This is a genomic window from Halomonas profundus (assembly GCF_020865425.1).
GTDB classification, from domain to species: Bacteria; Pseudomonadota; Gammaproteobacteria; order Pseudomonadales; family Halomonadaceae; genus Vreelandella; species Vreelandella titanicae.
Map to the genome: position 1 here is coordinate 3,141,342 of NZ_CP086344.1, position 12,679 is coordinate 3,154,020.

At 55.0% G+C, this 12,679-nt stretch carries 13 protein-coding genes; 2 read left to right on the forward strand and 11 right to left on the reverse strand.

What is annotated here, in order from left to right; all coding sequences use genetic code 11:
- Positions 1-76: 76 nt before the first annotated feature.
- The 3 genes from LMS44_RS14315 to LMS44_RS14325 all read right to left on the reverse strand — a co-directional run bounded on the left by LMS44_RS14315 (position 77) and on the right by LMS44_RS14325 (position 3,228).
- Positions 77-1,747, reverse strand: coding sequence for an AMP-binding protein (locus LMS44_RS14315; RefSeq protein ID WP_039860116.1), 1,671 nt, complete (start codon positions 1,745-1,747; stop codon positions 77-79).
- Positions 1,748-1,959: 212 nt separating this feature from the next.
- On the reverse strand, positions 1,960-2,739 hold the full coding sequence (locus LMS44_RS14320; RefSeq protein ID WP_027958452.1) for a class II glutamine amidotransferase: 780 nt from the start codon (positions 2,737-2,739) through the stop codon (positions 1,960-1,962).
- A 63-nt stretch (positions 2,740-2,802) separates the two neighbouring features.
- Positions 2,803-3,228, reverse strand: a complete 426-nt coding sequence (locus LMS44_RS14325; protein WP_039860115.1) for a hypothetical protein — start codon at positions 3,226-3,228, stop codon at positions 2,803-2,805.
- A gap of 62 nt (positions 3,229-3,290) precedes the next feature.
- On the opposite strand from LMS44_RS14325, the gene LMS44_RS14330 reads away from it, so the two are divergent.
- Complete coding sequence (locus tag LMS44_RS14330; protein ID WP_039860113.1) at positions 3,291-5,393, forward strand: S9 family peptidase; 2,103 nt, start codon at positions 3,291-3,293, stop codon at positions 5,391-5,393.
- Between the two features lie 15 nt (positions 5,394-5,408).
- On the opposite strand, the gene LMS44_RS14335 is transcribed toward LMS44_RS14330, so the two are convergent.
- From LMS44_RS14335 to grxD, 8 genes are all read right to left on the reverse strand, one after another.
- On the reverse strand, positions 5,409-5,864 hold the full coding sequence (locus LMS44_RS14335) for a YcgN family cysteine cluster protein (protein WP_027958449.1): 456 nt from the start codon (positions 5,862-5,864) through the stop codon (positions 5,409-5,411).
- A gap of 31 nt (positions 5,865-5,895) precedes the next feature.
- Entirely contained in the window at positions 5,896-6,474 is a 579-nt protein-coding gene (locus tag LMS44_RS14340) for an acyl carrier protein phosphodiesterase (protein ID WP_009288012.1), read from the reverse strand.
- Between the two features lie 12 nt (positions 6,475-6,486).
- A complete protein-coding gene (locus LMS44_RS14345; RefSeq protein WP_022522914.1) occupies positions 6,487-6,801 on the reverse strand; it encodes a YcgL domain-containing protein in 315 nt (104 codons plus the stop codon).
- Positions 6,801-7,934 carry a ribonuclease D gene (rnd, locus tag LMS44_RS14350; RefSeq protein ID WP_039860111.1) on the reverse strand — a complete coding sequence of 378 codons (1,134 nt, stop codon included), beginning with the start codon at positions 7,932-7,934 and terminating at the stop codon, positions 6,801-6,803. Before rnd ends, LMS44_RS14345 begins: the two co-directional genes overlap by 1 nt.
- 47 nt (positions 7,935-7,981) lie before the next feature.
- Positions 7,982-8,587, reverse strand: a complete 606-nt coding sequence (gene recR, locus LMS44_RS14355; protein ID WP_009288010.1) for a recombination mediator RecR — start codon at positions 8,585-8,587, stop codon at positions 7,982-7,984.
- 3 nt (positions 8,588-8,590) lie between these two features.
- Positions 8,591-8,917: a YbaB/EbfC family nucleoid-associated protein gene (locus LMS44_RS14360; RefSeq protein WP_022522912.1), complete on the reverse strand. Its 327-nt coding sequence runs from the start codon at positions 8,915-8,917 to the stop codon at positions 8,591-8,593.
- 75 nt (positions 8,918-8,992) lie between these two features.
- Positions 8,993-10,963 carry a DNA polymerase III subunit gamma/tau gene (gene dnaX / locus LMS44_RS14365; RefSeq protein ID WP_039860109.1) on the reverse strand — a complete coding sequence of 657 codons (1,971 nt, stop codon included), beginning with the start codon at positions 10,961-10,963 and terminating at the stop codon, positions 8,993-8,995.
- Positions 10,964-11,122: 159 nt separating this feature from the next.
- Entirely contained in the window at positions 11,123-11,473 is a 351-nt protein-coding gene (gene grxD, locus LMS44_RS14370; protein WP_022522910.1) for a Grx4 family monothiol glutaredoxin, read from the reverse strand.
- A 248-nt stretch (positions 11,474-11,721) separates the two neighbouring features.
- Between grxD and argF the strand changes: the two genes are divergently transcribed.
- Positions 11,722-12,642 (forward strand): ornithine carbamoyltransferase, encoded by a 921-nt coding sequence (gene argF / locus LMS44_RS14375; RefSeq protein WP_159176999.1) that lies wholly within the window; start codon positions 11,722-11,724, stop codon positions 12,640-12,642.
- Positions 12,643-12,679 lie beyond the last annotated feature (37 nt).

Sequence of the window (12,679 nt, forward strand, 5' to 3'; positions counted from 1 at the left end):
TCAATTGAGCGGGTCGTATAGTGTAACGCTTTCAGCTCCGCGACGCCTAACCACAGTGCCGAGTCATCATCTACAGTTACGTTTTTGAGGGCTCTTCGTCGCGCAGCTGGCGGCGGAGCACTTTGCCCACGTTGGTTTTGGGCAGCTCATCGCGAAACTCTATGAATTTCGGCACTTTGTAGCCAGTGAGCTCTTTTTTGCACCAGTCGCGTAGTGTTTTTTCATCTAGCTGGTCATTTTTACTTACCACAAACAGCTTGATGGCTTCGCCAGCATTTTCATCTGGCACACCGACCGCGGCAGACTCAAGCACATCCGGGTGGGCTGCCACCACATCTTCAACTTCGTTGGGATAAACATTAAAGCCAGAGACCAGGATCATATCTTTTTTGCGATCAACGATGCGGATATAGCCATCATCCTGCAGCACAGCGATGTCGCCGGTGCGAAACCAGCCATCCTCATCGATGGCGTCACGGGTTTCATCTTCACGCTGCCAGTAGCCTTTCATCACCTGTGGCCCTTGCACGCACAGTTCTCCCGGCTCGCCCAATGCCACGTCGTTGCCATCGGCGTCGACGACTTTTACCGCGGTGCCCGCCACGGGCTTACCGATAGTGCCCAGTTGGATCGAATCGGTCGGGTTGAAGCTAACAATGGGAGAAGTCTCGGTCAGACCATACCCCTCGGCAATTGGGCAACCGGTGGTTTTTTCCCAACGCTGCGCCGCTGCTTTGGTCAGCGCCATGCCGCCGGAGATCGTCAGCTTCAATTTGGAAAAATCGAGCTGCTTGAAATCGTCGCGATTACATAGCGCATTAAACAGCGTATTGAGGCCGATAAAAGCGCTAAAGGGCAGCCCCTTGAGCTCTTTGATAAAACCATCCAGGTCGCGAGGGTTAGTGATCAGCAAAGAGTGGTTACCGGTTTCCATTAGGAACAGGCAGTTAACCGTAAAGGTATAGATGTGATAAACCGGTAGCGGTGCGATAACCAGCTCTTCGCCATCGGTCAGATGAGTACCAATCGCTTCCCGCGCTTGCAGCATATTGGCGATGAGATTGCGATGGGTCAGCATTGCGCCTTTTGGCATACCCGTGGTGCCACCGGTATATTGAAGCGCGGCTAAATCGTCGGGGCTCCTCTTGACCTCGGTATGACTTAGCGAGGCACCTTTTTTTAGCGCATCACGGAAGCCAACCGCACTGGGCAGTGAATAAGCAGGCACCATTTTCTTAACGTGCTTGACCACTGCATTGATTAACCAGCGCTTGGGCACATCGTGCAAGTCAGCTAGCTGGGTGACGAGCACATGCTTGATATCTGTTTTATCGAGCACTTTCTCCAGCTTGTCCGCCATATTGGCCAAAATCACAATGGCTTTAGCGTTGGAGTCCTTGAACTGGTTGGCCATTTCCCGCCCGGTATATAGCGGGTTGGTGTTGACCACTACCAAGCCTGCGCGCAGTGCACCGAATACCGCCACAGGAAACTGCAGTACGTTGGGCAACTGGATGGCGATACGATCACCGGGAACGAGGTCGGTTTCATGCTGTAGCCATGCAGCAAAGTCTGCAGAGAGGCGGTCAAGATCAGCGAAAGAGAGCGTTTTTCCCATACAGGAAAAAGCTGGCTTGTCCTTAAAGCGTGTTACTGCGTTATGAAAAACATCCGTGACTGAATCGTACTGATCCAACCCTTCAAGCGCTGGGCCACGTAAAACGGCGGCGTTGGCGTGTTCGCTCATGGGCAATCTCCGCTATTGGCGTCGGCGTAAGTCACCGACCTTGTTGTTGTCGCTAGGCTCTATCTGAAAAAATAGTTTAAGAAGCCCAACGATATACGACCTCTAACAGGCTGTAAAACGATCGATTGAAACTAACGTTTCAACTTTAGCCCATAGTCGGGCTCACTTGATTTTCTGCTGCGTCCCTCATTCCAATTTAGTAGATCGTTTCTTTATGGACAGTAACGCGCCTGAATTTCTCCATCGCGCCAGACCAATAGCTCACCCGGCACCATGCGCTGCCAGGCTTCATTGTGCGTGAGCGGTTCAGTGGCAATCACTGAAACGATGTCGTCAGGCGTGGTATGTTCGGCAAAATTCACCGTCATCTCGGCGTCGGAGAGTTCCGCCTCGCCGAAGGGCGCGCAGCGGGTAATATGTGCAAGCTTCGTGGCGCAAAATGTATATAAATAGCCGCCATCGGAGAGCAGCATATTGAACACGCCCAGCGCTCTTAGCTGCTCACATAGCTGGTGCAAGCGCTCCCACAGCGTTGTGGGATCTGCTGGCGGGCAAGGAAATTCACGGCGAATCTCCCCCATTAACCAGCAGTAGGCGTACTCGCTATCGGTGCTGCCAACCGGGGTGTAGTTTCCTAACGCTAAACGCTCCCAGCCACTTAATTGCCCATTGTGAGCATAACACCAGGGTCGCCCCCACATTTCGCGCGTGAAAGGGTGGGTATTGGCAAGCTTTACGCCCCCCACGTTGGCCTGGCGAATGTGACTGATCACCACATTGGACTTAATCGGGTAATCGCAAATTAGCCGGGCGATAGGGGAATCGACGGAGGGATGGGGGTCGCGAAAATCGCGGTAACCGCCCTCTTCGTAGAAGGCAATTCCCCAACCATCGCGATGAGGGCCGGTGCCCCCACCGCGATGCAAAAAGCCCGAAAAGCTAAAACAGATATCGGTGGGCACATTGGCGCTCATACCCAGCAGTTCACACATACGCTTTACCAATACATAGACACCCGGCGCTCTCTGCAAAAGCATGGAACCTAAACACAGCCATTAACCAATCACCGGTTCGCGACGGCGTGGTGATTCGCTTTCATCGGCACTCTCTTCTTCCTGGGCGACATACTCATCGTCCCCAGGACGGCGCCACCACCACAGAGCAACGCCAATCAGCGCGCCTAATGCCATCCCCAACACCAGCCACATTAGCCCGCCACGAAGTGCTGCGCCGTTGTTTTCTAAAAACCCAACCGCCGCCACCATCGCCGAAGGTGCCCAACCGGTATAGAATTCACCCTCTTCTATTAACGGCAGCCGGAAAGTGGCGGGTGCCCATATTGCCCCTGCCACTATCCAGGTCAGCACAAGACGTGGCAAGCGAGGCAGAAAAGTGAACGCAAAATAGACCGCGACAATCACTAACAGCGACAGCCCGTAATAACTCAACCACAGTAGTGGCGTTGAATTTGCAAACAGCATAATACCCCTCATATGGGTGAACTCACCCGACGTTGATTTCCCGTTATGGTACCTATCAATTTATGAAAGCACAGCAAGGCATACCTTCAGGCTTACCCGCTGCACACTATTATCGCGCTAATGACCCGCAATGGCACTGGTTAGAAGAGCGCGACGACCCACAGGTCAGTGCCTTTTTAGAGGCCGCCAACCAGCAACAAGCCGATTGGTTTGCCCCACTTTCCCCGCTAGAGGAAGCGTTATACCAGAGTCACCTGGCGCGCCGCGAATTAGCCGTGACCAGCCTTAAGACAACGCTTGACCACTTCACGTTCTGGAACGAAACCAGTGCCGAAGATGATTACCCCTGCTGGTGGCGCCACCCCAATCGCCAGCCTGAACAACAGGAATGCTTTTTCGACGTTAGAGCCCGTGCCGCCGAGCAAGACTTTTACGACATGGGCGATATGGCGCTGTCACCCGATGAGCAGTGGTTGGCCTGGACAGAAGATACTCAAGGCGACGAGCGTTTTACTCTGTGGTTGAAAGCGCTGCCTAACGGGACGCCCGTGCAACTATTAAGCGATATTGGTGCGGGGCTTTGCTGGGCAGAAGATCAAACTGCCACTACAGCGACGCTGCTGTTCACGCGGTTTGACGACACTCAGCGCCCAGACAGCGTTTGGCGGCTTGCGCTTTCGCTGATGGAGCCTGACGCTTCAAATGAGCCAGTATTGGTGCTACGGGAAGAGGATCCTGAGTTTTGGCTCGGTATTGGCAAAACGCGCTCGCGGTCGTGGCTGCTGCTAGAAAGCGGCTCAAAAGACACCAGTGAAATTCACCTATTGGCCGCTCACTCTCCTGATTCAGCCCCGCTGTGTATTCAGCAGCGCCAGGCGGGGGTTGAGTACAGCATTGATCACCGACCAGGCAGCTTTTACCGCCTGCATAACCAGGCAGGTGCTCACTTCCAGCTCGACTTTCTGCCCGAAAGTCAGCTTGGTCAGCCCCAATTGAATTGGCAAACGTTAATCGCCCACCGTGAAGAAGCCACCCTGGAAGGCGTTGATGCGTTCTCTTGGGGGCTGATGCTGGCTGAGCGCGACCATGCCCAGGCGCAAGTGCGTTTGCGGCGTTTACTTTTCGATGCCCAGCATAGCTGCACCCTGGATGAGACCCTGGCACTGCCTGAACAACCCTGTTCGCAGATGCTTGAAGATGCCCCGCACTTCGATACCCAGGTAGTGCGCCTTCGCGAAGAGTCGTTTACCCAGCCGCCCAGCTGGTTTTCACTCGATCTAACCAGTGGCGAACGGACGCTACTGAAGCGGGTACCTGTTTACGGCAACTTACAGCCTGAACAGCTAGTCAGCCGCCGCCTTTGGGCAACCAGCAGCGATGGCGAGCAAGTGCCCGTATCGGTGGTGATGCGCGCCGACCTGGCGGATCAGCCCTTACCCACGCTGCTGTATGGCTACGGCGCTTACGGTGAGGCTCTCGACCCCTGGTTCTCGATCGCCCGGCTGGAACTGCTCGAGCGCGGTGCGGCCTTTGCCGTTGCTCATGTGCGTGGCGGCGGCGAGCGCGGCGAACCCTGGTATTTAAACGGCAAGATGGCCCACAAGGAGAACAGCTTTAACGATTTCCTGGCCGCCCGGGAAGCGCTTGTGGAGCAGGGTGTCAGTGATTCACAGCGCATAGCGGCCTATGGCGCCAGCGCTGGAGGGCTGCTGGTCGGCACCTGCATTAATCGTGCCCCGGAAAAGTTTTGCGCCGCTCTGCTAGACGTGCCCTTCTTAGACGTGCTGCGCACGATGCAGAACCCGGAGCTGCCTCTGACGACCGCGGAGTACAGCGAGTGGGGCAACCCTGAAGAACCAGAGGTCGCCGAGCGAATAGCCGCTTACTCGCCTATCGATAATATTAAAGCGCGGTCATACCCCGCCCTGTGGATTGAGGGCAGTTGGTTCGATACCCGGGTCAGCTACTGGGAGCCCGCCAAATTTTATGCCCAGGTGGCACAACAGCAGCTGGGGTCAGCGCCGATTCTGATGCGTACCGATATGAGCAGTGGCCACGGCGGCGCATCCGGTCGGTTCAAAGCCTGGCGCGATACCGCCCGCCAAGACGCGTTTATCCTCTGGGCGCTGGGACTGCACTCGCCAGCACCTTCAACTGCTGAGTAAAGTGCTAGAAGGGAACTACATCGGCAGCACGGCAATAATATGCGACTCCAATTGCTGCTCGGGCACCTCATCTTGGGACACCGCAAAGCTGCGTACGCTGACGCCTTTGCGGTGAACCCGCTCGGCATCATTGCTTAACAGCGGATGCCAACCCGCCAACTTGCGCCCTTCAGCCACCCGCCGGTAACCACAGCTCTGCGGCAGCCAGGTAAACTCTTTAACCAAGGCAGGCGTCAGTTGGGTACAGTCGGGAACGGTTTCAAAGCGGTTCGCATAATCGCTGCACTGGCAGCTGTGAATATCCAGCAAGCGACAAGCCACGTTCAGTACTGCTAACTCCTGAGTATCCTCGTCGTGCAACTTTAGCAGGCAGCACTGTCCACAGCCATCGCATAACGCTTCCCACTCCAGGGGCGTCAACTCTTCGAGGGTAAAGCGCTCCCAAAAACGTTCGCGCATTGCGGTCTCCATCGTCTCCTGGCTCATTATTACGAAAAACTCATTATGATGGGGGTGTATCTTGGTGGCTTAATTCAGCCAATAGTTCGGGCCATAGGGTCTGGAAATCGGCCTCTAACGCTTGATAATCGTCGTACAGCCAAGGCACTAAAGCAGCCAACTGATTGGGGCCAGACAAACGCCGCCCAATCCCGGCAACGGCCCGGCAGGTAAACGCAAAATCAGCATAGCCTCTTAGCCAGTCCTGCTCGACGAGAATCGGCATCATACCGGCCAGCCGGTTCGGCGCGGTACGAGCGGAGAGCAGTCGATAACAGCGCTCAACAATTGCTTCTTGATCCGCCTGCCCTGCCGTATCACGGGCCAGGAAATGATCCCACACCATATCCAGGGCTATCCCTGCATAGCGCCGCTGCCCCGTTGGCGCACGCCGCCGTGCATTAACAACGCTAGGGTGGTTATCTACCCAGGCATCCACCCGACGGTGATGGCGAATGCCCAGTGCAGTAGCAGCAGGCCAATCGGCCAAATTGCGCCCCTTAACGCCATCGGCAATTAAATTGCCGTAGAGGAAATCATCGCTACCAGCGCTCACCAACCACGCATGGGCAAGAAAATTCATAGCCGGATGGCGCTACTGTTCGTCAGAACGGGCATCAGAGCGCGAAGCCACATGGGCACGATGCACGTCGAGCAAATAGGCCTCTTTCGGCGGCGGCATTTGCAGGTAGAACCCTTTGTCTTTAATCCCTTCCACCACGTCTGCCGCATTAACCCGTGACAATTTTTTGTCAGCGGTCAACAGCATGGTAAACACCGGTACAGGCTTGCCGAAGGTTTCAAGTAATTGCGCAGGGACGTCTGCAAATCCTTGACGCTTATCGACATATAAATACATTTCATCTTTACGCGAGCTTTTAAAAACCTCGCAAATCAGCTTGTCGCTCATTATGCTCGCTCCTCAAGGGCCTGGGCCAACGCGCCATTCAGACATTCGCCACGCCAACCGGTCGGCCAGGTGAGAGGTCCCCCTGCCAAGTCCTGCATCACCAGTGTTTCAATATCACGGCGGCGCATGAGCATTTCCGGTGCCACACCCAAGTCATTAGCTTTAGCGGTTACCGCCTTCTTGAGTGCTTTAAAGCGTGATTTGAACGTCGGGTGCATGGGGTCTGGCCAACGCTTGGGCAGCGCCTCTTCATCACAGTGCTGGGCCTGTTTGACCATTGCCAGCAGTGCGTCACCCTCTTTTTTGATCAGCATCGGTTTAACGCCTTCCACCTCAGCGAGCTCGAAGCGATTACTGGGCATCTTTTCGGCGATCGCAAATAGCAGCTTGTCGCTAATCAACCAGTTGCGCGGCAAGTCACGACGGCGTGTCTCGCCTTCACGCCAGGTGGTCATCAGCCGATACGCTTCCATTTGCCGGGGCGTCAAGCGCCACAATTGGCGTTGACGGGTATACCACTGCTGGTCGTTATCGACGCTGCGGCCCGCCTGTTCAATTAAGCTAGCACACTCAGCGTCTACCCATTCACGCCGCCCCAACATGGCGAGTTTTTCAGCCTGGAGCGTCCAGACTTTTAACAAATAGATCACATCCAGAGCAGCGTACTGGCACTGCGCAGGCGACAGCGGGCGTAATAGCCAGTTTGAGCGGGTCTCTTCCTTAGGCAGGGTTTCGCCGACCCAAAATTCGACCAGCTTTTGATACCCCATTCCAGGATTTTCGCCTAAAAATCCTTGTACTACCTGAGTATCGATTAACGGTTCCGGCAATACACCTGCCCAGTGCTGGAAGACTTCTAGATCTTCGCTGCAGGCGTGCAGTAACTTGATAGCACTATTTTGCAGCAGGGCTCGGAATTTATCAGTACACGGGACGGCTACCGGATCAATCAGATAAGCCTCTTCCCCCGCGGTGAATTGAACCAACGCCGGCACTGGAAAGAACGTGTTCTCTCGGAAAAACTCGGTATCCAGAGCAATTACAGAAGCATCGGCTACTTGCTCACACGCTGCATCGAGCGCCTCTGGAGTATCAAGCCATTGATAAGAGGGGGTCAGAGAGGACAAAAGCATTCTTCCAGGTTGGCGCAAATACTAAAGCATTTGCGTTTTAGGTAGGCTTATTCACTGGCAAACGGCAAGCGACCATTAAATGCACGGCTCAAAGTGCCGCCATCTACGTACTCCAGCTCTCCACCCATGGGAACGCCATAGGCAAGCCGCGAGAGTTTGACACCGTGTTCTGCTAGTAGCGAAGCAATATAATGGGCGGTCGCTTCACCTTCGATGGTGGGGTTAGTCGCCAACACCACCTCTTCGATGAGCCCTTCTGCAACACGCGCTTCCAGTAAGTCTAAACCGATCGACTCAGGCCCCACGCCATCTAGCGGCGAAAGGTGCCCGTGGAGCACAAAATAGCGCCCCTTAAAACCACCGGCTTCTTCAATCGCCAATTGATCGGCAGGCGACTCCACCACGCAAAGTAGTGCATCATCGCGCCGCGGGCTTTCACACAGCATGCAGATCTCTGCTTCAGTGAGCGTGCGGCAGCGCTGGCAGTATCCAACTTCATCGATCGCTTGTTGAATAACCGCCGCCAGACGCTGCCCTCCAGGACGCTCACGCTCAAGCAAATGCATCGCCATGCGCTGAGCTGTTTTGGGCCCAACGCCTGGCAATACGCGAAACGCATCCATTAACTGCTCAACGAGAGGAGAAAAACGCATTGCTTAGAACGGCATCTTAAAGCCGGGCGGAAGGTTCAAACCTGCCGTCGCTTCTTCCATTTTCTGTTTAGAACTGACCTCCAATTTGCGCACTGCGTCATTGACCGCCGCGGCTAGCAAATCTTCCAGCAACTCTTTGTCCTCTTCCATGACGCTGGGGTCAATGGTCACGTTTGAAACGTCATGGCGACCGTTCATGGTGACCTTGACCATACCGGCACCCGCCTCACCCTGGACTTCGGCTTTGGCGACCTCTTCCTGGGCTTGCTGCATTTTTTCCTGCATCTCTTGGGCTTGCTTCATTAAGTTGCCCATTCCACCTTTAAGCATGGTCTGATCTCCAACATACGTAGTTAAAAGGTATAGCTAAAACGAGTGTTTCTATCACGCGTCTAGAAAATGAGCTTAGCGCATAGCGTTGGCAGGCTTTACGCTGGATTCTATCAGCTTTGCCCCAAACGCCTGCTGTAACTTTTGTACATGGGGGTCGTGATTGAGTAGATCAACCGCCTGGGCATGACGCTCTTTATTAAGACGCTCTTCGCGCTGCCGTGGCGTCTCAAGGCTATTAGACAACTCGGCAACGTAAAACGCTATTCGCCTTGGCATGCCCTGCTCTTTTAGCGCCCGCTCAATGCGGGTTTGATGTACTTCCGCCTGCATGGCCTCTTGGCTGGGGTCGAGGCGCAGCGTCAGCAGCGTACCGTCGTCACTCTCGACCAGGCAGTTGCCCGCCAAGTTACGGGTTAAGCCGCCCAAGCCAAGAGAATCAAAGCACTGCAACCACTGCGCATTATCCAGCTTGCCAGACTGAATGTCCGGCCGGCTTTCTGGAAAGGCTTCTGGCGCTAACACCGTTGAGGGCTCCACCGTTTGGGGCTCGGAATCGGGTGCAGGCGCTGAGGCTGGCTCTGGCTCAGTAACAGGCTTGGGCTCAGTAACGAGTTCTGATTCAGACATAGCCTCTGGCTCAGAGGCTTGCTGGGGAGCTTCCACCTCAGACGCTTGCGTATCCGCTTCGACTGCCCAAGGCGGTGGCTCTTGCAGCGGCGGCTCCTCTTCAGCGGCAGACGCTGTCTGCTCAGGGCTTGGCTCTAATGGCGTTTCAGGCTGAGCGCCTGGTGTGGAATGGACTTCTGGCTTTGCATCAGCTGCTGGCGAGGGCTGCGGCGCCGGTGATGGCGTCTCTGCTACTTGGGCACTCGTTTCGGTCGCTGCCGATTGAGAAGGCTCGCGGCGAAGCGGTAGCGGGGTACGCGGCGGTTTCGGTACACCCTGAGGGCGAAATGCCAACATACGCAGCAACGTCATCTCTAACGCGCTGCGCAAATCAGGAGCGTGCACCATGTCCCCACGCCCCTGAATACCAATCTGGTAATAGAGCTGAATGTCTTCAGCAGTGAAGCGGCTTGCCAGCTGCAGGATAGCATCACGATCACCGTGGCTGTTATCCACTGCATCCGGCACCATCTGCGCCACTGCCAAGCGGTGCAGTATGCTCGATAGCTCATCCAACACCGCGGCAAAGTCCGGGCCTTGCTCGGCTAATTCGGCCACTTCGGAGAGCAGGCGCTGTACATCCACATCGGCCAGAGATTCTGCCAGCCCAAGAATATGGCGATGATCCAGGGTGCCCAGCATGGCGGCCACATCCGCATGACGAACGGCCCCCTGGCCAAACGCAATAGCCTGATCGGTGAGGCTCATGGCATCGCGCATTGAGCCTTCCGCCGCCTTACCCAATAGCCACAAGGCGCTTTCATCAAAAGCGACGCCCTCTTCACCCAACACATAGGTGAGATGCTCCACCACGCGCTCTGGTGGCATATGTTTGAGGGTAAATTGAAGACAGCGTGAAAGTACCGTCGGCGGCAGTTTTTGCGGATCGGTGGTCGCCAACAGAAATTTAACGTGAGGGGGAGGCTCTTCCAGCGTTTTCAGCAGCGCATTGAAACTGCTGGTGGAAAGCATGTGCACCTCATCGATCAGGTACACCTTATAACGCCCTTGGGTAGGCGCATACTGGACATTGTCCAGCAGTTCCCGGGTATCTTCTACTTTGGTTCTTGACGCCGCATCGACCTCAATAAGATCAACAAAGCGCCCTTCATCAATTGCCTGACAGCTATCGCACTGCCCACACGGTGTAGAGGTAATGCCTTCATCACCACGCCCGTTAGCCGTGCAGTTCAAACACTTGGCAAGAATACGCGCCAAGGTGGTTTTGCCCACACCACGAGTACCCGTAAACAGGTAAGCATGGTGCAGACGGCCCTGATCCAGGGCATTGACCAAGGCGCGTTGAACATGGGCCTGGCCCACGAGTTCGTGGAATGTGCGAGGCCGCCACTTACGGGCCAGAACCTGATAGCTCATGAAGCTGTACTTCCTTCGGCGGGCAGACTTGCCCCACGCTGTAGCCAGCGCGGGGCAAAGGCCACGATGCATAACAAAGACGATGCGAGAACAAACGCCATTCTAACGGTTGCACCGCAGCCCGCCAACCGCCTGAATAAAGCGGACTTTAGACAACGCCTAGGCGTTATCACCACCTTCCGCCGCACCAGCACGCTCAGCAGCGGCTTTTACTAACTTTTCCAGCTCGCCACTTTGATGCATCTCAACCACGATGTCGCAACCACCCACCAGCTCGCCTTCTACCCACAGTTGCGGGAAGGTCGGCCAGTTAGCAATCTTGGGTAGCTCGGCGCGAATATCCGGATTATCCAGAACGTTAACGAACGCAAAACGCTCGCCACAGCTCATAAGCGCTTGGACGGTCTGGGCAGAAAACCCACACTGAGGCAGTTGGGGCGAACCTTTCATGTAAATCAGGATCGGATTTTCGCTAATTTGACGCTGAATGTTTTCGGCAGTTGTGCTCATACTATTTCCTCGCTTATTGATGACCGATGCCCTCTCACTCATCTACTAGGCTTAGCCCTTGAACCAGATTCTAAAACCTAGCCCTTGTAATGGGTACTTGAGACTAGTACTTAAGAAATCGTACTTAGAATAGTACCTGAGTAGAGCGCTCGGCTTTAACGTGTATATGGCATTCTACGCATGCCGTTCGCGTTGCGCATCCCCTGCAGCATAGCTAGGATAGTGTTTTTGCGCGGAGAGAAGCCCTTATGGCGACACGCCATTTCCTGACCTTGCTAGATTTGACCCCAGATGAGCTGGACTATTTGATCCAGCGTGCCATTACGATCAAAACTAATCTAAAAGCTCAAGGTCCTGTTTACACACCCTTCCCCAACCGTACCCTGGCGATGATCTTTGAAAAATCATCGACGCGTACACGGGTTTCGTTTGAAACGGGAATGGCACAGTTTGGCGGCCATGCACTCTTTCTCTCCCCCCGCGATACTCAGCTGGGTCGTGGCGAACCAATTGAAGACACCGCTCGCGTACTGTCTGAAATGGTCGATGCGGTGATGATTCGCACCTTCTCCCACGCTGGGCTGAAAACCTACGCCAGCGCCAGCAGCGTACCGGTGATTAACGCCTTAAGCGATGACTACCACCCCTGCCAGCTACTTGCCGACGTGATGACCTGGACTGAGCTACGCGGCAGCGTAAAGGGACGCACAGCAGTGTGGATTGGTGATGGTAACAACATGTGCCACTCCTGGATCAATGCCGCTCGCCAATTCGGTTTCCATCTGCGCATTTGCTGCCCGAAAGGCTACGAGCCCCGAGCCGATATTATGGCGGCCGCTGGCGATCAAGTAACGCTGATGCACGACCCTCAGGAAGCGGTAAAGCACGTCGACCTGATCACTACCGACGTTTGGGCCTCCATGGGCCAAGAGGAGGAGCAGGCGAAACGTGAAGCCGACTTCGCAGGTTTCCAAGTTACTGAAGCCATGCTCGATCAGGCAGACCAAGACGTCCTCTTCCTGCACTGCCTGCCTGCCCATCGCGGAGAAGAGATCAGCCACACGCTGCTCGACGACCCACGTGCCGTGGTTTGGCAGGAAGCAGGCAACCGCCTGCATGCACAAAAAGCGTTGATCGAATTTTTGCTTCTGGGTAAGGTCACTGAATAAACGATTTACTGCAAACAAAAAAAGCCTCGTTTAAACA

What these genes read in the sequence shown, in the direction of transcription:
- LMS44_RS14320 (WP_027958452.1), bottom strand. Translation starts at nt 2,739, where the DNA reads ATGTGTGAACTGCTGGGTATGAGCGCCAATGTGCCCACCGATATCTGT.
- LMS44_RS14315 (WP_039860116.1), bottom strand. Translation starts at nt 1,747, where the DNA reads ATGAGCGAACACGCCAACGCCGCCGTTTTACGTGGCCCAGCGCTTGAA.
- grxD (WP_022522910.1), bottom strand. Translation starts at nt 11,473, where the DNA reads ATGAGCACAACTGCCGAAAACATTCAGCGTCAAATTAGCGAAAATCCG.
- LMS44_RS14340 (WP_009288012.1), bottom strand. Translation starts at nt 6,474, where the DNA reads ATGAATTTTCTTGCCCATGCGTGGTTGGTGAGCGCTGGTAGCGATGAT.
- LMS44_RS14330 (WP_039860113.1), top strand. Translation starts at nt 3,291, where the DNA reads ATGAAAGCACAGCAAGGCATACCTTCAGGCTTACCCGCTGCACACTAT.
- LMS44_RS14345 (WP_022522914.1), bottom strand. Translation starts at nt 6,801, where the DNA reads ATGAGCGACAAGCTGATTTGCGAGGTTTTTAAAAGCTCGCGTAAAGAT.
- argF (WP_159176999.1), top strand. Translation starts at nt 11,722, where the DNA reads ATGGCGACACGCCATTTCCTGACCTTGCTAGATTTGACCCCAGATGAG.
- LMS44_RS14325 (WP_039860115.1), bottom strand. Translation starts at nt 3,228, where the DNA reads ATGCTGTTTGCAAATTCAACGCCACTACTGTGGTTGAGTTATTACGGG.
- LMS44_RS14335 (WP_027958449.1), bottom strand. Translation starts at nt 5,864, where the DNA reads ATGGAGACCGCAATGCGCGAACGTTTTTGGGAGCGCTTTACCCTCGAA.
- recR (WP_009288010.1), bottom strand. Translation starts at nt 8,587, where the DNA reads ATGCGTTTTTCTCCTCTCGTTGAGCAGTTAATGGATGCGTTTCGCGTA.
- LMS44_RS14360 (WP_022522912.1), bottom strand. Translation starts at nt 8,917, where the DNA reads ATGCTTAAAGGTGGAATGGGCAACTTAATGAAGCAAGCCCAAGAGATG.
- rnd (WP_039860111.1), bottom strand. Translation starts at nt 7,934, where the DNA reads ATGCTTTTGTCCTCTCTGACCCCCTCTTATCAATGGCTTGATACTCCA.
- dnaX (WP_039860109.1), bottom strand. Translation starts at nt 10,963, where the DNA reads ATGAGCTATCAGGTTCTGGCCCGTAAGTGGCGGCCTCGCACATTCCAC.